Annotated in this window: 22 protein-coding genes; 3 read left to right on the top strand and 19 right to left on the bottom strand. The window is 73.9% G+C overall.

From position 1 onward, the window contains the following. Nucleotides 1-81 precede the first annotated feature (81 nt). The 6 genes from ACI78Q_RS10775 to ACI78Q_RS10750 form a co-directional block, all read right to left on the bottom strand. Nucleotides 82-1,221 (bottom strand): magnesium and cobalt transport protein CorA, encoded by a 1,140-nt coding sequence (locus ACI78Q_RS10775; protein WP_456923348.1) that lies wholly within the window; start codon nucleotides 1,219-1,221, stop codon nucleotides 82-84. 207 nt (nucleotides 1,222-1,428) lie between these two features. Further along, nucleotides 1,429-3,048, bottom strand: a complete 1,620-nt coding sequence (locus ACI78Q_RS10770) for an SLC13 family permease (protein ID WP_456923347.1) — start codon at nucleotides 3,046-3,048, stop codon at nucleotides 1,429-1,431. A gap of 47 nt (nucleotides 3,049-3,095) precedes the next feature. Then, a complete protein-coding gene (locus tag ACI78Q_RS10765; RefSeq protein WP_456923346.1) occupies nucleotides 3,096-3,635 on the bottom strand; it encodes a carboxymuconolactone decarboxylase family protein in 540 nt (179 codons plus the stop codon). Next, nucleotides 3,632-4,489, bottom strand: coding sequence for an SCO6745 family protein (locus ACI78Q_RS10760; RefSeq protein WP_456923345.1), 858 nt, complete (start codon nucleotides 4,487-4,489; stop codon nucleotides 3,632-3,634). Before ACI78Q_RS10760 ends, ACI78Q_RS10765 begins: the two co-directional genes overlap by 4 nt. Nucleotides 4,490-4,498: 9 nt before the next feature. Further along, on the bottom strand, nucleotides 4,499-4,960 hold the full coding sequence (locus tag ACI78Q_RS10755; RefSeq protein ID WP_456923344.1) for a protein-tyrosine phosphatase family protein: 462 nt from the start codon (nucleotides 4,958-4,960) through the stop codon (nucleotides 4,499-4,501). Nucleotides 4,961-4,963: 3 nt separating this feature from the next. Then, entirely contained in the window at nucleotides 4,964-5,947 is a 984-nt protein-coding gene (locus ACI78Q_RS10750) for a GNAT family N-acetyltransferase (protein ID WP_456923343.1), read from the bottom strand. A 168-nt stretch (nucleotides 5,948-6,115) separates the two neighbouring features. Between ACI78Q_RS10750 and ACI78Q_RS10745 the strand changes: the two genes are divergently transcribed. Beyond that, nucleotides 6,116-6,436: a GYD domain-containing protein gene (locus ACI78Q_RS10745; protein ID WP_456923342.1), complete on the top strand. Its 321-nt coding sequence runs from the start codon at nucleotides 6,116-6,118 to the stop codon at nucleotides 6,434-6,436. A gap of 4 nt (nucleotides 6,437-6,440) precedes the next feature. On the opposite strand, the gene ACI78Q_RS10740 is transcribed toward ACI78Q_RS10745, so the two are convergent. From ACI78Q_RS10740 to prfB, 8 genes are all read right to left on the bottom strand, one after another. Next, nucleotides 6,441-6,809 (bottom strand): VOC family protein, encoded by a 369-nt coding sequence (locus ACI78Q_RS10740; RefSeq protein ID WP_456923341.1) that lies wholly within the window; start codon nucleotides 6,807-6,809, stop codon nucleotides 6,441-6,443. Continuing rightward, nucleotides 6,809-7,705 carry an amidohydrolase family protein gene (locus ACI78Q_RS10735; RefSeq protein WP_456923340.1) on the bottom strand — a complete coding sequence of 299 codons (897 nt, stop codon included), beginning with the start codon at nucleotides 7,703-7,705 and terminating at the stop codon, nucleotides 6,809-6,811. Before ACI78Q_RS10735 ends, ACI78Q_RS10740 begins: the two co-directional genes overlap by 1 nt. Next, nucleotides 7,702-8,625, bottom strand: coding sequence for an NADP-dependent oxidoreductase (locus tag ACI78Q_RS10730; RefSeq protein ID WP_456923339.1), 924 nt, complete (start codon nucleotides 8,623-8,625; stop codon nucleotides 7,702-7,704). The genes ACI78Q_RS10735 and ACI78Q_RS10730 overlap by 4 nt, the downstream gene beginning before the upstream one ends. Next, complete coding sequence (gene smpB, locus ACI78Q_RS10725; RefSeq protein ID WP_456923338.1) at nucleotides 8,622-9,098, bottom strand: SsrA-binding protein SmpB; 477 nt, start codon at nucleotides 9,096-9,098, stop codon at nucleotides 8,622-8,624. Before smpB ends, ACI78Q_RS10730 begins: the two co-directional genes overlap by 4 nt. A gap of 9 nt (nucleotides 9,099-9,107) precedes the next feature. Continuing rightward, nucleotides 9,108-9,287 (bottom strand): hypothetical protein, encoded by a 180-nt coding sequence (locus ACI78Q_RS10720; RefSeq protein WP_456923337.1) that lies wholly within the window; start codon nucleotides 9,285-9,287, stop codon nucleotides 9,108-9,110. 227 nt (nucleotides 9,288-9,514) lie between these two features. Beyond that, on the bottom strand, nucleotides 9,515-10,399 hold the full coding sequence (gene ftsX, locus ACI78Q_RS10715; protein ID WP_456923336.1) for a permease-like cell division protein FtsX: 885 nt from the start codon (nucleotides 10,397-10,399) through the stop codon (nucleotides 9,515-9,517). 56 nt (nucleotides 10,400-10,455) lie between these two features. Continuing rightward, the gene (gene ftsE, locus ACI78Q_RS10710) at nucleotides 10,456-11,145 is read right to left on the bottom strand and encodes a cell division ATP-binding protein FtsE (RefSeq protein ID WP_456923335.1); all 690 of its coding nucleotides are present in this window, start codon (nucleotides 11,143-11,145) and stop codon (nucleotides 10,456-10,458) included. Between the two features lie 205 nt (nucleotides 11,146-11,350). Further along, complete coding sequence (gene prfB, locus ACI78Q_RS10705) at nucleotides 11,351-12,466, bottom strand: peptide chain release factor 2 (RefSeq protein ID WP_456923334.1); 1,116 nt, start codon at nucleotides 12,464-12,466, stop codon at nucleotides 11,351-11,353. 45 nt (nucleotides 12,467-12,511) lie between these two features. Between prfB and ACI78Q_RS10700 the strand changes: the two genes are divergently transcribed. After that, on the top strand, nucleotides 12,512-12,823 hold the full coding sequence (locus ACI78Q_RS10700) for a DUF6343 family protein (RefSeq protein ID WP_456923333.1): 312 nt from the start codon (nucleotides 12,512-12,514) through the stop codon (nucleotides 12,821-12,823). Between the two features lie 10 nt (nucleotides 12,824-12,833). Here ACI78Q_RS10700 and ACI78Q_RS10695 read toward each other — a convergent pair whose 3' ends face one another. Continuing rightward, nucleotides 12,834-14,597: a putative bifunctional diguanylate cyclase/phosphodiesterase gene (locus ACI78Q_RS10695; RefSeq protein ID WP_456923332.1), complete on the bottom strand. Its 1,764-nt coding sequence runs from the start codon at nucleotides 14,595-14,597 to the stop codon at nucleotides 12,834-12,836. Between the two features lie 107 nt (nucleotides 14,598-14,704). After that, nucleotides 14,705-15,037 (bottom strand): divalent-cation tolerance protein CutA, encoded by a 333-nt coding sequence (cutA, locus tag ACI78Q_RS10690; RefSeq protein WP_456923330.1) that lies wholly within the window; start codon nucleotides 15,035-15,037, stop codon nucleotides 14,705-14,707. A 62-nt stretch (nucleotides 15,038-15,099) separates the two neighbouring features. Here cutA and ACI78Q_RS10685 point away from each other — a divergent pair, with 62 nt between their 5' ends. After that, nucleotides 15,100-15,336, top strand: a complete 237-nt coding sequence (locus tag ACI78Q_RS10685) for a hypothetical protein (protein WP_456923329.1) — start codon at nucleotides 15,100-15,102, stop codon at nucleotides 15,334-15,336. Nucleotides 15,337-15,353: 17 nt separating this feature from the next. Here the strand turns inward: ACI78Q_RS10685 and ACI78Q_RS10680 are convergent, their stop codons facing one another. Genes ACI78Q_RS10680 through ACI78Q_RS10670 form a run of 3 tightly spaced genes read right to left on the bottom strand, consistent with a single transcriptional unit; the run spans nucleotide 15,354 to nucleotide 17,856 of the window. Beyond that, entirely contained in the window at nucleotides 15,354-16,151 is a 798-nt protein-coding gene (locus tag ACI78Q_RS10680; protein WP_456923327.1) for an MBL fold metallo-hydrolase, read from the bottom strand. Beyond that, nucleotides 16,148-17,023: an alpha/beta hydrolase gene (locus tag ACI78Q_RS10675; RefSeq protein ID WP_456923325.1), complete on the bottom strand. Its 876-nt coding sequence runs from the start codon at nucleotides 17,021-17,023 to the stop codon at nucleotides 16,148-16,150. Before ACI78Q_RS10675 ends, ACI78Q_RS10680 begins: the two co-directional genes overlap by 4 nt. 11 nt (nucleotides 17,024-17,034) lie before the next feature. Next, on the bottom strand, nucleotides 17,035-17,856 hold the full coding sequence (locus tag ACI78Q_RS10670; RefSeq protein WP_456923324.1) for an alpha/beta fold hydrolase: 822 nt from the start codon (nucleotides 17,854-17,856) through the stop codon (nucleotides 17,035-17,037). Nucleotides 17,857-18,060: the final 204 nt, after the last annotated feature.

Here is an 18,060-nt window from a genome sequence, read left to right as displayed (position 1 = left end):
CGCCGCCCCGCGGAGACGCGCCCGAACCCCGTCCCGGGTCCCGCCCGAGCCTGCGGAGGGTGGGGAGGACGGGGTCCTCCGTCAGATCCAGCCGCGGCGCTTGAAGACGGCGTACAGCGTCACGCTGACCCCGACCATCAGCACCAGGGCGAACGGGTAGCCCAGGTGCCAGTGCAGCTCGGGGATCGAGTCGAAGTTCATCCCGTACACGGTGCCCACCAGCGTCGGGGCGAAGAGGATGGCCGCCCAGGCGGAGATCTTCTTGACCTCCTCGCCCTGGGCGATCGAGGCCTCGGTGAGCTCGCGGATCTCCTCGTTCTGCCGCTGCGCCACCAGCGTCGCGTTGACCGTGAGGATGTCGCGCAACTGCAGCCGGAAGCCCTCCACCCGCTCGTTGACGCTGGTCACGTGGTCGGCGACGTCACGCAGATAGCTGCGCAGGTCCTCGTCCACCCCGTACTTGTCGAACCCGGCGGTGATCGCGGCGAGGATGCCGGTCAGCGGCTGGGCGGCCCGCTGGAACTCCAGCACCTCCTGGGACAGCTCGTAGATGCGCCGGGAGACGCCGGGGTCGCCGCGGAAGACCTCGGTCTCGATCTCGTCGATGTCGTTGGCCAGCCCCGCGACCACCGGCGAGTACCCGTCGACGACGGCGTCGAGGATCGCGTAGAGGACCGCCTCGCTGCCCTTCTCCAGCAGCGCCGGCTCGCTCTCCAGCCGGCGGCGCACCCGCGAGAGGTCCGGCGACTCGCTGTGCCGGACGGTGATCGCGAAGTTGGGGCCCAGGAACAGGTGCAGCTCCCCGAACTCGACCTCCTCGGCCGCGTCCAGGTAGCGGGCGGCCTTGAGGACGACGAACAGCGTGTCGCCGTAGCGCTCGAACTTCGGCCGCTGGTGCGCCTTGATCGCGTCCTCGACGGCCAGCTCGGGCAGGTCGTACTGCTCGGCCAGCTCCCCCAGCTCGCCGGGCTCGGGCCGGTAGAGGCCCAGCCAGACCAGGCGCTCGGGGTCCTCCACCAGCCACTCGTGGCTCTCCGCCACCGTCGCCGGAGTCGCCACCCGCCGGCCCGAGGAGTAGACGGCGTTGTCGACGATCAGTGCGTGCCGCTCCCGCTCGGTGGGGACCGGCACGGGCGCCGGTGGCGGCGCGAGGCTCAGCTCGGGCCGCGGACGGCGGCCGAGGGACAGGGCGGTGAGGGACGCACGGCGGCGGTCGACCACGACGGACTCCCGGGGGACGCTGGAGCGGGGGGACACACGGGGGTCCGCACCCGCGCGAGCGCGCTAGGCGGTGCCGACCCCGGTGCCGGTACTGGGCGGTTCGCTGCGCATGCGCTCGCTCTCCTCCCGTCGTCCGGGCCTCGGGTCAGCAGGCCGTCCACCATCGTGACACGCCGGGGGCGACGGACGCCGTCGGCCCGACGGACATCACCCCACGGAGCCGAGGACCAGGTCGATCATCACCGGCAGCAGGACGACGATCAGCAGCCCGCCGAGGACGTCGAAGGAGATGCCCGAGCGGATCATCTTGGTGATCGGCACGATGCCGGAGCCGTAGACGATCGCGTTCTGCGGCGTCGACACCGGCAGCATGAACCCGAAGGACGCCGCGAACGTCGCGGCCAGCGCCGGAACGAAGGGGTTGATCCCCGCGGCCACCGCGACCGGGATGATGATCGGCACCACGACGGCGGCCGACGCGGTGTTGCTGGTCGTCTCCGAGATGACGATCGCGAGCAGCACGGCGAACACGGTGATCGCGAAGGTGCTGGTGAGCCCGAGCGCCTCCGACGAGCTGGTCCCGATGGTCTCGGCCAGGCCGGTGTCGGCCAGCAGCGAGCCGAAGATGATCCCGGTGCCGAACAGCAGGATGGTGCCCCAGTCGATCTTCGCCGCGTCCGACCAGTTGAGCGTGAACTCGCGCGCCTTCCAGTCGGTGGGCAGCAGGAACAGCAGCGAGGCCCCGAGGACGGCGACGATCCCCTCGTCCAGCCGGTCGGAGATCGTCACGTAGAGCTGGGAGTCGGTGCCGGCGGTCAGCGCGATGACGCCGGGGAAGATCCACAGGAACACCGTGGTGCCGAAGGCCACCAGGGTGTTCCGCTCCGCCCGGGTGACCGGCCCGAGCTCGGCGCGCTCGCGCTGCACGTACTCGTGCACACCCTCGATGCGCTTGATCTCCGGCCGGTTGAGCAGCAGCAGGACGGCGGCGAGTGCCACGAACATCAGCGCGCAGATGGGTAACGCCATCAGCATCCAGTCGAGGAAGCCGATCCGCTCCCCCGTCGCCTCCTCGATCAGGCCTCGGCCGATGAGGTTCGGCGGCGTCCCCACCGGGGTGATCAGCCCACCGACGCTGGCGCTGTAGGCCAGCATCAGCATCAGCGCGACACCCACCCGCAGCCGGAGCGGGTCGAAGTCAGGGGCGACCAGCTCCTTGTCCTGCATCAGCTTGGCGATGACCGAGAGGATGCCGATCGCCGTCGGCAACAGCATCGCGACCGTGGCGGTGTTGGAGACGAACGCCGACAGCAGGCAGGTGATCAGCCCGAAGGCGATGACCACCCGCGCGGTCGAGGTGCCGACCCATCCCATCGAGAGGATGGTCATCGCGAACCGCCGCGCCACGCCGTGCTTGAGCATCGCCGCGGCGAGGATGAACGCGCCGATGAACGTGAAGACCGTCGTCGACCCCAGCGGCGCCACCGCGTCGTCGGCCGGGACGACGCCGAGGACGACGATCGCCCCGACCCCGATCAGGCCTCCGACCGGGATCGGCACCGGCTCGGTGATCCACAGGACGATGACGCCGAGCAGGACCGCCGCGAGCAGGTGCTGGTCGCGCGGCAGGTCGAGGGGCAACAGCGCGAAGACGATCGTCACGACCGGGGCCAGGAACAACCCGACGGTCCGGCGTCCCTTCTCGAACCGCTCCTCGGCGGGGCTGAGGGACTGCTCCCCCAGGCTGCGGTAGGTGGCGGAGCCGCGGAACGCGGCGTCGACGTCGGTCCGCTGCCCGGACCCGGTTCCCTGGTCGGTGGTCGCCATGGCCCCTCCATCGAGGACTGTGACCCAGACCATAGGGAAGGCGGTGCCTATCCGGCGACCTCCTCGTCCGGCGGCGGCACCTGCAGCGCGACCAGGAAGCGCGACACCATGGCGTATCCGGCGACCAGCGCGGCGAGCTCGACGACCTGCCGGTCGTCCAGGTGCGCCCGGACGGCGACGAACACCTCGTCGGGGACGGCGACGGCGCGGGTGGAGGCGTCGGTGAACGCGAGGACGGCAGCCTGCACCGGCGTCCAGACCGGCTCGGAGACGGCATCGGGTTGCTGCAGGACCCGCATCTGCAGGTCGGCCAGCCCGGCGCGGCGGCCGATCGGCTCGTGCGCGGCCCACTCGAAGGCGGCGTCGTTGAGCACGGCCACCCGCAGCACCACCAGCTCGCGCAGGTCGGCCGGCAGCGTCGTCCCGCCGCGCAGTGCACCCAGCAGCGCGTTCCAGCCCTCCGCCACCGGCGGGCTGTGCAGGAGCAGCCGGTCCAGCGTGGACAGCCGTCCGCCGCGGCGGACGCGGATCAGGTCGGCGGTGGGCCCGTCGCCGGCGGCCTCGGGGAGGCGCGGTCCGCCGGTCACCGGGCGGCGAAGGTGCCGGAGGGGTAGGCGCCGGCCGCGACCAGCCGTCCCGACAGCAGCCGGCCCAGCTCCACCACCCGCGCGGTCCCCTCGGCGCCCAGGTGGCGCCAGGGCCCGGCCGAGAGCTCGTCGGTCTCCGCCTCGACGGTCGCCCGCAGCTGCCGGCCGGCGCCGGTGAGGGCCCCGTCGGCCAGCAGGCCGCGACCGGCCAGTGCGGCGCCGGCGGCGGCCCACTCCTCGTCGCTCCAGCCGCGGGTGGCCTTGGCGGCGGCCTCGGAGAAGCCCCGCCCGGTGGCCGTGTGGGTGACCAGCGCCTCGAGACCGGTCAGGCCGTGCCGCAGGAGGGCGGCGACGTGCCCGTCCCCGCGGTACTCGCGCAGCAGGGTGGCGCCGTGCCAGAGCACCAGGAGGGGCTCCTCGGGCCACGGCAGGTCGGCGTGGCCGGCGTACAGCGGCCGCCCCTCGGGGGTCAGCACGCTGCACGCCTCCCGCAACAGCGCGGCCAGCTCGTCGACCTCCGGGCTCCCGGGCCCGCCGAGCAGCCGGGTCAGCGCGGCCCGCGCCGCGGTGAGGCGGGCGGTGAGGACCTGCTCGGGGCTCGCCAGCGTCCAGGCCCGGGGCAGGTGGCGGGCGACGACCGCGGGCGCGAAGTTGTAGAAGGTCGCCGTCACGAGCCCGGGGCCGACCGCGCCCATGGGCGCCGCCCGGCCGGCGAAGTAGCACATGCGCCCCGGTCGCAGGCCGACCGCGGACAGGTGCTCGTCCTGCTCCGGCGCGAAGTAGAGCTGGCTGTGCAGCGGCTCGACGGCGCGGTGCGCGCGGGCGACGTCGGCGAGGTGATCGGCGCTGACCATGGGGCGACCCTAGGAGGGCCCCGTCCTCCCCACCCCTCCGGATGGGCTCGCCGGCCGGATCGACCGCAGCCACCGCCGCTGCCACGGCGTCTCGACCGCCCGGGGGTGGTACCCGGCCCGCACCCACCGGACGGCGTCGTCGGCCGGCAGCCCGTCCAGGACGGCGAGGGCGGCCAGCGCCGTGCCGGTGCGGCCGATCCCGCCGGAGCAGCCGACCTCCACGCGCTCCCCCGCGTACGCCCGCCGGTGCGCCTCCCGCAGCGCGTCGAGGGCGTCGGCGGGGTCGGTCGGCACCCAGAAGTCCGGCCAGCGCACCTGCCGGTGCGGCCAGGGCGGGAGCGGGCCGGAGCCGAGGACGACGGTGAGGTCCGCCGGCTGCGCCTCCGCGCCCAGCCGCCGGCCGCGCACCCGCGCGCCGCCGGGGAGGGTCACCACCCCGGCGCCGTCGTCCCACGGCCCCGCGCCGGACACCGCTCAGTCCGCGGCCGGGAGCCGGTGCACCCACGACGTGCGGGTGCGCACCGGCGCGAACCCCAGCCGCGCGTACAGGGCCGGTGCACCGGTGGAGTTCTCGCTGTCGACCTGCAGCCCCGCCGTGCCGCAGCCGGTCGCCGCGGCGGCGCGCAGCGCGGCCGCGATCGCCGCGGAGGCGACCCCGCGGCCGCGCGCCGGACGCAGGACGCCCACCTGCCCGAGGTGGGTCTGGCGGACGCCGGTGGCCCGGGTGTCGGCCTCGTAGACGTAGGCCAGCACGTAGCCGACCACCGCGCCGTCGGCGAGGGCGAGGACCGACAGGTCGGGGCGGAACGCCTTCTGCCCGGTGAACCACGCCCGCCAGGTCACCTCGTCGCGCTCGGCAGAGCCGAAGTGCTCGGCGAACGCCGCGTTGTGGGCCCGCCGGACCTCCTCGTCCCGGTCACCGGTGAAGGGCACCAGCTCGATGCCGGGCACCGCGGGGACCTCGGGCAGGTCGCGCAGCGGCCGCTCCATGTCCCGGTACCAGCGCTCAGGGGCGAACGCCGCGCGTCGCAGCAGCCCCTCCAGGGACGTCATCGCCGGGTACGCCGAGGCGGTCAGCAGGCCGGGGACCTCGGGGTGGTCGCGGCGGTGCAGCTCGGCTCCGCGCCGCAGCTGCCAGTCCAGCAGGAAGCGCCCGACGCCCCGGCCGCGGGAGCCGGGGTGCACGCGGCCCTCCAGCTGGACCCGGTGGCCGTCGCGGACCCCGCGCGCGGCCGTCGCGGTCGCCCAGCCGACGACCGCGCCGTCCGGACCGCACACCGCCAGGCCGTCCCGCGACAGGTCGAGCAGGTCGCCGGCCCACCACTCGGTGAGGTCGTCGGCGTCGAGGTGCTCCCCGGTGCCGTCGAGCGGCTCCGCGGCGGCCAGCAGCGCGGCGACCGCGTCGACGTCGCCGGTCGTCAGCGGACGGGCGGTGAGGCCGTCGGGCAGAGGGGACACGGTCTCGCAGCGTAGGGACGCCGCCCCGCCGTGGCGACCCAGTCACGGCTCTGGACCGTCCGTCGCCGCCACGCCGCGCCCTCCCCGGCCCGCGCCCGCGGGCGTTGCGACGGCGCCCCGGCCGCCCCGACCATCGCACGCGCACGGGGGCCGGACACGGAGACCGCGATGCCCCGCTTCCTCGTCATCGGCAACTACGCACCCACGGGCGCCAAGGCGATCCTGGCGGCCGGCGGCACCGCCCGCCGGTCGGCGATCGAGAAGATGCTGTCCGATGTCGGGGGGCGCCTGGAGACGTTCGACTTCGCCTTCGGCACCGACGACGTCTACGCGATCGTCGAGCTGCCGGACCACAAGACCGCCGCGGCGGTGAGCCTGACGATCAACGCCTCCGGGGTCGCCGCGACCCGGACCATCGTCCTGATGACCCCCGAGGAGGTCGACGCGGTCGGACAGGTGCACGCGGACTACCAGCCGCCGACCGCCTGAGGTCTCACGGCACGAAGAGGCAGAACGGGTGCCCGGCCGGGTCCAGGCACACCCGGACGTCGTCCTGCGGCTGGAACTCCGCGAGCGTCGCACCGGCCCCGACCGCGACCGCGACGGCCGCGTCGAGGTCGTCGACCTCGATGTCCAGGTGCAGCTGCATCCGGGGGTCGCCGGGGCCGGCCGGCCACACCGGGGGCACGTGCTGCTCCTCGCGCTGGAAGGACAGCCCCGGGCCGCCGTCCTCCGGGCGGAGGGTGGCCCACTCCGGGTCGTCGTCGCGCAGCGGCCAGCCGAGCAGCCGCTGGTAGAAGCGCGCCAGCCCCTGCGGGTCGGGGGTGTCCAGCACGGTGGCGGTCAGCGAGAACCGCGGCATCAGGCCTCCACTCCGAACAGTCGCGCACCGTTGCCCCAGAGGACGGCGCGCAGCCACTCCTCGCCCAGGTCCAGCCGGTGCAGCGCGGCCAGCTGGTGGGCGTAGGCGTACGGGATCGACGGGAAGTCGCTGCCGAGCAGCACCTTGTCGCGCAGCGCGGCCAGCCGGGGCCGGTCGGCCGGGTCGAAGGGCATGAGCCGCTCGGTGAAGTCGGTGGCGAACATCGTGGTGTCCAGGTGCACCCGCTCGTACCGCTCGGCGAGGTCGAGGAACTCCCGGTACTCGGGCATGCCCAGGTGGGCGATGACCAGCCGCAGCCGGGGGTACCGCTCGAGCAGCCCGGTCATCGGTTCCGGGCCGGTGTGCTCGCCGGCCAGCGGGCCCGAGCCGCAGTGGATGACCACCGGTGTGCCGGTCTCCTCCAGCCGTGCCCACACCGGGTCCAGCAGCGGGTGCCGCGGGTCGAAGGCACCGACCTGCACGTGCACCTTGAACACCCGCACCCCGCGGTCGAGGGCCTCGGCGACGTAGTGCGGCGCCTCCGGCTCGGGGTAGAAGGTCGCCGACTGCAGCACGCGGGGGTGCTGCCGCGCGAACCCGGCCGACCAGTCGTTGAGCCACGCCGCCATCCCGGCCTTGTGCGGGTAGGGCAGCGTCGGGAACGCCCGGACGCCGAGCCGCTCCAGCACCGCCAGCCGCTCGACGTCGGGCAGCGCGTACCGGATCGGCCAGGCCGCGCCGTAGTGGGTCTCCGCCGCCTCGAAGTAGGCCCACACCTTCGCCTGCACCCGCTCGGGCAGGAAGTGCACGTGCACGTCGACCAGCCCGGGCAGCCCCAGCTCACGCCAGTACCGCGGGACGTCGGCGTCGTCGACCGGCGGCTGGAGAGGGCTCACCGGAGAGTGACCACGACCTTGCCCCGCACGTGCCCCTCGGCGACGAGGGCCTGCGCGTCGGCCACCTGCTCCAGCGGGAACGCCTTGGCGATCGGCACCCGCAGCTGCCCGGCGTCGGCCATGCGACCGAGCTCCTCCAGGTCGTGGGTTTCGGGCCGGACGAAGACGTAGCGGCCGCCCATGTCGTTGACCGCCGGGTCGACGACGCTGGCGATGCGCGCCCGGTCGCGGACCTGCCGGCGGGCGTCGGCCAAGGTCTCCCCGCCCACGAGGTCCAGGACGGCGTCCACCGGCTCGGACAGCTGGGCGCTGACCGGACCGGCCGAGTAGTCGAGCACCTCGGCCACCCCGGCGTCGCGGAGGAAGCCGTGGTTGCGCGGCGACGCGGTGCCGACCACGTGGGCGCCCAGGGCGACGGCGATCTGGACGGCGTTGAAGCCGACCCCACCGGCGGCCCGGTGCACCAGCACCCGTTCCCCCTCGCCGACCGCGAGCACCTCGGTGAGCGCCTGGTAGGCGGTCAGCCCGGCCAGCGGCAGCGCCCCGGCCTCGGCGAAGGACAGCGACGCCGGCTTGTGCGCCAGGCAGCGCTGCGGGGCCGGCACGAGCTCGGCCATCGCGCCCCACTGGACGTCGTCCCGGCGGACGTAGCCGAACACCTCGTCACCGGGGCGGAAGTCCACGACCGCGGGACCGGCCGCCTCGACCACACCGGACAGCTCCCAGCCCGGGACGATCGGGAAGTGGTGCGGGTAGGCGCCGGCGAGGAAGCCCTGCCGGATCGCGATGTCGACCGGGTTGACGCCGGCCGCGTGCACCCGCACCAGCACGGTGTCGGGGCCGACCGGCGGCTCGGGCAGGTCGTCGCGCACGGTCAGGACGTCGAGACCGCCGAACCGGTTCTGGGCCGCACCCCTCACCGGCGGCCCTTCACGTAGCGGCCGAAGGCCTTCTGGATCTCCCGGCGGGAGTCCCGCTCGGCCATGTCCTGCCGCTTGTCGTAGGACTTCTTGCCCTTGGCGAGGGCGAGGGTGGCCTTGACCTTGCCGTCCTTGAAGTACAGGTCCAGCGGCACGAGGGTCAGGCCACCCTCCTTGGTCTTGCCGACCAGCTTGTCGATCTCGGCGCGGTGCATGAGCACCTTGCGCTTGCGGCGCGGCGCGTGGTTGGTCCACGTGCCCTGCACGTACTCGGGGATGTGCACGTGCTGCAGCCAGACCTCGCCGTCGTCCACCGTGGCGAAGCCGTCGACGAGGGAGGCACGGCCGGCACGCAGGCTCTTCACCTCGGTGCCGGTCAGCACCAGGCCCACCTCGTAGGTGTCGAGGATCGAGTAGTCGTGCCGCGCCTTCTTGTTCTGGGCGATCAGCTTCCGCCCCTGTTCACGCGGCATGTCCCCAGGTTAGGCGACGGACCGGACCGGGGCCTCGACGTTCCCCGGCAGCGGTTCGGCGCGGGACGGCGTCCGCCCGCGGGCCGCCGTCCAGGTCAGCATCAGCGCCGAGGTGACGCCCCAGCCCGCCGTGCAGGCCAGCCACAGCGGGGCGACGGCGACCTCGACCGCCCGGTCCACCACGCTCACCGGCACTCACCGCACGGGCACAGGCCGGCCCACAGCCGGCGCGACTCCCCCACCAACGCGCTCTCCGCTCTTCCCACCGTCGGCCCCCGCGCTGAGGCTCCCCGTCCTTACCCAGCGGTGACGAGGAGCAACCCCCCGTGTCGGCAGAAACGGCGAGATCGCCGGCCTCGCACGGTTCCTGGGCCCGGAGCGTGCGAGACCGGCGATCTCGTCGGGGTGGGGAGGCGCTACAGGCGCACGTACAGGCGCAGCGTCACGTACGCGGCAACCGCGGCCAGGCCGACGCCCGCCCCGGCGATGATCGGGCTGATGAAGGCGATCGCGCCCCAGTCGACCGGCGGGATGATGCCCGCCTTGATCGGCCCGGCCAGGGTCTTGTCGACGAACAGCACCTTGGTGAGCACCAGCCCGCCGACCGCCAGCAGCGCGCCGATCAGCCCGGCCAGCGCGGCCTCGAGGATGAACGGCAGCTGGGTGTACCAGCGGGAGGCACCGACCAGCCGCATGATGTTGGTCTCGTTGCGCCGGTTGAACGCCGCCAGCTGGATGGTGTTGGAGATCAGCAGCAAGGCCGCCAGCGCCTGGACGACGGCCACGGCGATCGTCGCGTTGCGGGCGCCGTTGAGCAGGCTGAACAGCCGGTCGAGGAAGTCACCCTCGTCGCGGACCTGGTCCACGCCGTTCTGCCCGTTGGGGAACTCCGCGGCGATGACCTCGTAGCGCTCGGGGTTCACCAGCTCGACGCGGAAGCTCTCCGGCAGCGCGTCCGGCGGGGTGTTCTGCACGAGCTCCGGCTGCTGGCTGAACTGCTGCTGGAAGCGCTCGTAGGCCTCGGCCTTGGACTCGTAGAGGTAGGAGGCCACCTCCGGTGAGTCCGCGAGCTCCTGCTCGATCGACGAGCGCTGCTCGTCGGTGACGCCGTCGGCCAGGAAGATGGAGACCTGCACCTTGTCGTAGTAGATCTCCTTCATGTCGGAGATCATCCCGGCGATCAGCAGGCCGGTGCCCATGAGGCCGAGCGAGATGGCCGTGGTCAGGATCATCGCGACCGTCATGGTGAGGTTGCGACGCAGCCCGGTGGCCACCTCGGAGAGCACGAAGTTGACGCGCATGGATTCCCTGTCTGGAGTTCAGCTGGCGGGGGTCGGCGGACCGGCTCGGCCGGCCGTCAGCGACCGACGCCGTAGACGCCGCGCGACTGGTCGCGCGCGACGACGCCCCCGTTGAGCTCGATGACGCGGCGGCGCATGGAGTCGACGATGTGGTAGTCGTGCGTCGCCATGATCACGGTGGTGCCGGTGCGGTTGATCCGCTCCAGCAGCAGCATGATCCCCTCGCTGGTCTCCGGGTCGAGGTTCCCGGTGGGCTCGTCGGCCAGCAGCACCAGCGGCCGGTTGACGAACGCGCGGGCGATCGCGACCCGCTGCTGCTCACCACCGGAGAGCTCGCCGGGCAGCCGGTTGGCCTTGCCCTCGAGGCCGACCATCTCCAGCACCTCGGGGACGACGCGCTTGATGGTGCGCTGCGGCTTGTTGATGACCTCCAGCGCGAAGGCCACGTTCTGGGCCACGGTGCGGTTGCGCAGCAGCCGGAAGTCCTGGAAGACGCAGCCCATCGTGCGGCGCAGCTTCGGCACCTGCCACTTGCTCATCGTGTTGAGCGTCTTGCCGTTGACCGTGACGGTGCCGGAGGTGGGGTCGTCCTCCTTCAGCAGCAGCCGGAGGAAGGTCGACTTCCCCGACCCGGAGGAACCGATGAGGAAGACGAACTCGCCCTTGTCGATCTCCGTCGACACGTCATCGAGGGCCGGCCGGGAGCTGGCCGGGTAGAGCTTGGTGACGTGTTGCAATTCGATCACGAGGCGCCACGGTACCTTCCCCGAGGCGCGTCCTTGTCCGTTCGCCACGGAACGCCCCGGTGCAGGATCCGCGCAGCGTGACGGTGCCGCGGAAGCCCCGCGGTACCCGCTCACCCAGCGTGGCGCATCCCGCGCGACACCGTGCGAACGGTGTGACGAACGGGACGCCCGGGGTCACTGTGCCAGGGACGTCAGCGGCCCGTGTTCAGCCGGCGGCCACGGCCTCCTGCTGGCGGCGCCACCGGATGCCGGCCTCGATGAAGCCGTCGATGTCGCCGTCGAGGACCGCGGCGGTGTTGCCGGTCTCCTGCTCGGTGCGGAGGTCCTTGACCATCTGGTACGGGTGCAGCACGTAGGAGCGCATCTGGTTGCCCCAGCTGCTGCCGCCCTCACCCTTCAGCGCGTCCATCTCGGCCCGCTGCTCGGCCTGCCGCACCGCCAGCAGCCGTGCCTGGAGCACGCGCAGCGCCGCGGCGCGGTTCTGGATCTGGCTCTTCTCGTTCTGGCAGGAGACGACGATGCCGGTCGGCAGGTGGGTGATCCGGACGGCGGAGTCGGTGGTGTTCACGCTCTGCCCGCCCGGCCCCGAGGACCGGAAGACGTCGATGCGCATCTCGTTCTCGGGGATGTCGACGTGGTCGGTCTGCTCCACGACCGGGAGCACCTCCACGCCGGCGAACGACGTCTGCCGGCGTCCCTGGTTGTCGAAGGGCGAGATGCGCACCAGCCGGTGGGTGCCCTGCTCCACCGAGAGGGTGCCGTAGGCGTAGGGCTGCTTGACGGCGAAGGTGGCCGACTTGATGCCGGCCTCCTCCGCGTAGCTGACGTCGTACAGCTCGACGGGGTACCGGTGCCGCTCCGCCCAGCGCAGGTACATGCGCATGAGCATCTCGGCGAAGTCGGCGGCGTCGACGCCACCGGCCTCCGAGCGGATCGTGACCAGCGCCTCGCGCGCGTCGTACTCACCGGACAGCAGGGTGCGGACCTCGAGCTCGTCGATCGCCTTGCGCAGGCTCTCCAGCTCCCGCTCGGCCTCGGCGGTGGTGGCCTCGTCGCCCTCCTCGGCGGCCATCTCGTGCAGCAGCCCGACGTCGTCGAGGCGGCTGCGCAGCTCCTCCACCCGCCGCAGGTCGCCCTGCAGGTAGGAGAGCCGGGAGGTGAGCGCCTGGGCGGCCTCGACGTCGTTCCAGAGGTCGGGAGCCGCGGCCTGCTGCTCCAGCTCGGCGACCTCGCGGCGGAGTCGGTCGACGTCGAGCACAGCCTCGATCGACTTCAGGGTCGTGTCGAGTTCGTCCAGGACGACGGAGAAGTCAGCGGCCACGTCGACCCAGGGTAGTGCGCTCCGGCGCGGGGTAGGTGGCCCGCCATGAGCGAGCCCCGTCGACGCCGGTCACGGGCCGACCACGAGCCGCGGTCCCGGACCGACTACGCCCGCGGCCTCCCCGACCACCACGACCCCACCGCCGGGATCGGGGGCGCGGCACCGGCGCAGTCGGCGCTCACGCTGCGGCTGGTGCTGGCCGCGTTCGGCCTGGTGGTCTGCCTCGCCGGAGGGCTCGTCTGGCTGGCGATCGACCTGCCGGTGTGGCCCGCGGTGGTGCTGTTCGTCCTCGCCGCGGTGGCCGCCGTCGACCTGGTGGTGGTCGTCCGCCGCAAGCGGCGCGGCGAGCCCGGCTGAACCCCCGCGGTCAGCGCCCGCCGGTGCCCAGCCCCCGCGCGGCCACCCAGGCCGCCAGCTCGTCGGGCGGCATCGGCCGGGCGATGTGGAAGCCCTGCGCCAGGTGGCAGCCCAGCTCGACGGCCATCTGCAGCTGGTCGGCGGTCTCGACGCCCTCCGCGAGGGAGCGCGCGCCGCAGGCCCGCCCGAGAGCGACGATCGCGGCGACCGCGGCGGCGGCCTTGCTGCGCCGTCCCTCCGGGTAGGCGACGAGGCTGCGGTCGATCTTGAGCACGCCGGCGGGCATCGTCACCAGCTGCGCCAGCGAGGAGAAGCCGCTGCCGAAGTCGTCGATGCAGACCTCGACGCCGGAGCGCCGCAGCTCGGCGAACTGGGCCGCGGCCCGCTCGGCGTCCTGGGCCACCGACGTCTCGGTCAGCTCGACCACCAGCTGCTCGGGCGGCAGCCCCGTGGCGGCGAGCGCGTCGCGGACGTCACGGACGAGGGTGCCGGTGGCGAACTGGCTGGCGCTGATGTTGACGCTGGCGATCAGCCGCATCCCGGCCCGCGTCCAGGCCACCGCCTGCCGGGCCGCCTCGCGCAGCACCCACCGCGCCAGCGGCGTCATGAGGTCGTGCTGCGCGGCGACGGGCAGGAACTCCGACGGCGGGAGCAGCCCGCGCTTGGGGTGCTGCCAGCGCACCAGCGCCTCCACCCCGCTGCAGCGCAGGCTCGGCAGGCGGACGACGGGCTGGTAGTGCAGCACCAGCTGCTCGTCGAGGATCGCCTCCCGCAGCTCGCCGGCGACCGAGGCCCGCCGCTGGGCGGCGGTGCGCAGGTCGGCGGTGAACAGCCGCACCCGGTTGCGGCCGGCCGCCTTGGCCGCGTACATCGCGAGGTCGGCGTCCCGGACCAGGTCGGTGGACCGGACCTGCGGCGCCTGCGGATCGGCGGCGGTGGCGATGCCGATGCTCACGCCCAGGCGCACCATCCGGCCGCCGAGGTCGAAGGGCCGGTCGACGCTGCTGCGGCAGCGGTCGGCCAGCGTCTCGGCGCCGCCGGTGTCGCAGTCGCGGCAGAGGACGACGAACTCGTCGCCGCCGAGCCGGCCGACGGTGTCACCGGCGCGGGTGGAACCGGTCAGGCGCCGGGCGATCTGGCGCAGCAGGTCGTCGCCGGCCTCGTGGCCGAGGGAGTCGTTGACGTCCTTGAAGCCGTCGATGTCGAGGAAGAGGACCGACACGGGCCCGCGCTCGGGGCGCTGCAGCTCGGCGTCGATGAGCTCGTGAAGATGGGCGCGGTTGGGCAGGTCGGTGAGGGTGTCGTGGCGGGCCCGCCAGTCCGAGGCCCGCTCGGCCGCCACCCGGGAGGTGACGTCGGTGTGGGTGACCACCACCTGGCCGGCCTGGTCCACCCGGGAGGCCTGGAGGTGGAACCAGCGGACGCCGTCGGGGTGCTCGAGGGCGTAGTCGGCCTGCACCGAGGCGCACTGGCCACGGGAGAGCGCCCGCAGCCGGTCGACCAGCGACTCGGTGCCGGCGCCGCCGCTGAGCCGCCGCGCCATGGCGAAGTAGTCGCCGGCCACGCCGACCCGCATGCGGTCGTCACCGAGCACCTCGGCGGCGTTCTCCCACGCGGTGTTGGCCAGCAGCACGGTGCCCTCGGCGTCGATGAGCAGCGTCGGGGAGGGCAGCGCGTCGAGCACCGCCTCGACGGCGACCGCCGAGCTGGTGGGGCCCTGGACCCGGCGGCGGACGTCGAGGGGCAGGTCCGGCTGCCCCGGCCGTCGTGCCACGTGCCCTCCTGCGGGGTGCGGGCCGCCCCTCGCGGCGGCCGGTCGGCTGGGTGGGGCGGCGGTGCGGGCGCCGGTGTCGCCCGCCCGGCGCGCGCTGCTGCCCGGGGTCAGTGCTCCGGCTCCCTCGTCTCGGCGACCACCCACCGGAGGTACTCCGGGTTGCCGCCGACCAGCGGCAGGGCGATCACGCAGGGGACGTCGTAGGGGTGCAGCTCGGCGGTGCGGGCGACGACGGCCGGCACCAGGGCGCGCCGGGTGTGCAGCGCCACCCGCGCCTCGGGCTCGTCGTGCACCGCGCCCTCCCACCGGTACACCGACCGGATCGCGGCCACCTGGTGCCCGCAGGCCGCCAGCCGTTCCTCGACCAGCGTCCGGGTGTACCCGGCCAGCCAGTCGGCGTCGGCGGCGGTCACGACGACCTCGCAGCACTCCTCCTGCACGGGACCATCCTCTCCCCCGCGCTCGGACGTGCAGCAGCCGCCGCGCGGGGTAGGGCCCCGGCATGAGCGACGAGATGAGCATCCGGCTCGACAGCGAGGAGTACGTGCTGCGCCCCGACGGGGCGTCCCTGCAGGTGGGGCGCCGGGTGGGCGGCGACGTGACCTGGCTGGACACGGTGGACACCGGGCTGCTCCCCGCCGGGGCGCGAGACGCGCTCGAGCGCGGGGACACCGACGACGCGGAGTTGCTCACGGCGCTGCGCGGGGTGGTGCAGGCGGAGGTGCAGCGGGGCGGCTGAGCGCCGTCCGGGAGGGGTCAGGCCGGCAGCTCCACCGGCGCGCCCAACGGCACCCAGCGGAAGAGCGCGGCCAGCTCCGGCGGCGCGGCGGCGAGCTGCCGCTCGGCGGCCGCGCGACCCTGCCGGAAGTGCGTCCAGCCCTCGTAGTGCACCGGCACGGCGGTGCGCGGGCGGAGCACGCGGCACAGGTCGACCGCGTCGCGGGCGGTCATCGACCAGCGCAGCGGCCCGGTCACCGGGAAGCGGACCCCGCCCAGGTGCAGCAGCGCGGTGCCCACGCGGAGGCGCTCCCCGATGCGGCGGACCCCGTCGAACAGGACGGTGTCCCCGGAGATCCAGAGCACGCCGTCGGCCTGCCCCTCCCAGCGCAGCGCGAAGCCGGTGACCTCACCGGAGATCGGGGTGGTCAGCGGCGGCCCGTGGCGCGCCGGCGTCGCGGTCACCTCGATCGACGGGCGGCCGGCCCCGGCGAGCACCGTCGTCTCCCAGGGACGCAGCCCGCGGGCGCCGCTCCCCAGCCGCCGCGCGCCCGAGGCGGTGGTGACGACGACCCCGGCCGCGGGCAGCAGCGCACGGCCGGCGTCGTCGAGGTTGTCGCCGTGGCCGTCGTGGCTGAGCAGGACGGCGTCCACCGGCGGCAGGTCCCCGGCGGGGAAGGCCGGACCGGCCACCTTGCGGCTGGAGCTCCCCCAGCCGAACGCGTACCGCCTGCCGGGCGCGTCGAACGTCGGGTCGGTGAGCAGCCGCCAGCCCCCGACCTCGATGAGCACGGTCGGCCCGCCGACGTGGGTGAACCGGACGGGCCCCGCCGTCACTGGGCGCCGGCGACCTCGGGCCGGCTGCCCCGGGCGTGCTCGACCGCCCAGTCCAGGGCGGAGTCGGCGATCTGCTCCCAGCCCTCCTGGGCCGGCAGCAGGTGGGCGTAGCCGGGGTACTCCCGGTGCTCGGTGACCGTGTGCGGCGCCCGGTAGTGCCGCGCGTTCGACCGCTGCACGCTCGTCGGCATGATGTGGTCCTCGCTGCCGGAGACGAACAGCAGCGGCGGGCGGGCGTCGTTGGCGTAGTCGACCGCGGCGTCCTGCGGGCCCGGCATGAAGTTGGCCAGCACCGAGTTCCACAGGATCCGGCCGGACGCCGGGATCGCGTACCGCTGGTACAGCCGCCGCGACTCCTCCTCGGTGAACGTGTTGGTGAAGGCGTAGCGCCACTGCTCCTCGTCCAGAGCCACCGCGCGGTGCCGGTTCGCCGGGTTCTTGAACGCGACGAACGTCGAGCGCAGCTGCGACAGCGGCAGCACCCGCACACCCTCGGTGGGGGCGGAGTTGAGGACGACGCCGACCGCGCCGTACCCGCGGTCGAGCAGCAGCTGCACGAGGGTGCCGCCGGCGGAGTGCCCGATGAGGATGGGCGGCTTCGGCAGCGCCCCGACCACCGACTCCAGGTGCGCCATGATCTGCGGCAGCGTGAGCTCGGCGATCGGCGTCGGGTCGGCGTTGAGCGCCTCGACCTCGACCTCGAACCCCGGGTAGGCCGGGGTCAGCACGCGGTAGCCGCGGGCCTCGTAGTGCGCCTTCCACGCCTCCCAGCTGCGCGGGGTCACCCAGAACCCGTGCACGAGGACGATCGTGTCGGGCGCGCCGGCGGCGGACGCCTCGGCGGGCCGCGGGGTGGGGACGGTGTCGGTCATCTCGGTTCCTCTCAGCCGCGCGCGAACGCGAGCAGGTCGGCGTCGAACTCCTGCTCGTGCGCCCCGGTGAGGCCGTGCGGACGGCCCAGGTAGACCGTCAGCTCGGCGTTCTTGAGCAGCTCCGCCGTCTTCGGTGCGGAGTCGTGGAACGGCACGATCTGGTCGTCGTCACCGTGCGCCACGAGCACCGGGACGTCGATCTGGCGCAGGTCGTCGGTGAAGTCGGTCTCGCTGAACTCGCGGATGCAGTCGTGGGCGCCCTTGAGGCCGGCCATCATGCTCATCCGCCAGAAGTCGTCCAGCTGGCCCTGGCTGACCTCGCTGTCCGGCCGGTTGGCGCCGTAGAACGGGATCGCGAGCTGCCGGTAGAACTCCGCGCGGCCGCCCAGGACGCCGGCCCGGATCGCGTCGAAGGCCTCGATCGGCGTGCCCTCGGGGTTGGCGGCGGTCCTGAGCATGGTCGGCGGGATGGCGCCGAGCAGCACGGCCCGGGCGACCCGTCCGGTGCCGTGCCGGCCCATGTAGCGGGTGACCTCGCCGCCGCCGGTGGAGTGCCCGACGAGGACGACGTCGCGGAGGTCCAGGCGCTCGATCAGCTGCGCCAGGTCGTCGGCGTAGGTGTCCATGTCGTTGCCCTGCCACGGCTGGGCGGACCGGCCGTGGCCGCGGCGGTCGTGCGCGACGGCCCGGAAGCCGTTGCTCGCCATGGCGAACAGCTGGCCGTCCCACGCGTCGGCGCACAGGGGCCAGCCGTGGCTGAACACGACCGGCTGCCCCTCGCCCCAGTCCTTGTAGAAGATCTCCGTGCCGTCGGTCGTGGTGATCGTGGGCATCGCGGTGTCCTCGCTGGATGTCGTCGCTCGATGTCGTCGCCGGACCCTCCGGTCGCCGAGCCTGGCAGCGGCCGGCCGCGCGTGCCGGTCCCTGTCTGCACATCTCTGGTCCCTGCACGCACGGGCGAGGGGTTCACCGCCGGACGCCGTCCTGCCAGACTCGTCCCGCGAGCGGGGGCGCCGCCCGTCCCCCGGCGCGCGACG

Source organism: Geodermatophilus sp. SYSU D00705, from assembly GCF_054050135.1.
This window is presented reverse-complemented; position numbering and strand designations above follow the sequence as displayed.

Bases quoted from the DNA above. Each gene is read 5' to 3' on its own strand.
- ACI78Q_RS10675 (WP_456923325.1), bottom strand. From the start codon at position 17,023: ATGACCGACACCGTCCCCACCCCGCGGCCCGCCGAGGCGTCCGCCGCC.
- smpB (WP_456923338.1), bottom strand. From the start codon at position 9,098: ATGCCGCGTGAACAGGGGCGGAAGCTGATCGCCCAGAACAAGAAGGCG.
- ACI78Q_RS10760 (WP_456923345.1), bottom strand. From the start codon at position 4,489: ATGGTCAGCGCCGATCACCTCGCCGACGTCGCCCGCGCGCACCGCGCC.
- ACI78Q_RS10740 (WP_456923341.1), bottom strand. From the start codon at position 6,809: ATGCCGCGGTTCTCGCTGACCGCCACCGTGCTGGACACCCCCGACCCG.
- ACI78Q_RS10700 (WP_456923333.1), top strand. From the start codon at position 12,512: ATGAGCGAGCCCCGTCGACGCCGGTCACGGGCCGACCACGAGCCGCGG.
- ftsX (WP_456923336.1), bottom strand. From the start codon at position 10,399: ATGCGCGTCAACTTCGTGCTCTCCGAGGTGGCCACCGGGCTGCGTCGC.
- ACI78Q_RS10685 (WP_456923329.1), top strand. From the start codon at position 15,100: ATGAGCGACGAGATGAGCATCCGGCTCGACAGCGAGGAGTACGTGCTG.
- ACI78Q_RS10745 (WP_456923342.1), top strand. From the start codon at position 6,116: ATGCCCCGCTTCCTCGTCATCGGCAACTACGCACCCACGGGCGCCAAG.
- ACI78Q_RS10670 (WP_456923324.1), bottom strand. From the start codon at position 17,856: ATGCCCACGATCACCACGACCGACGGCACGGAGATCTTCTACAAGGAC.
- ACI78Q_RS10770 (WP_456923347.1), bottom strand. From the start codon at position 3,048: ATGGCGACCACCGACCAGGGAACCGGGTCCGGGCAGCGGACCGACGTC.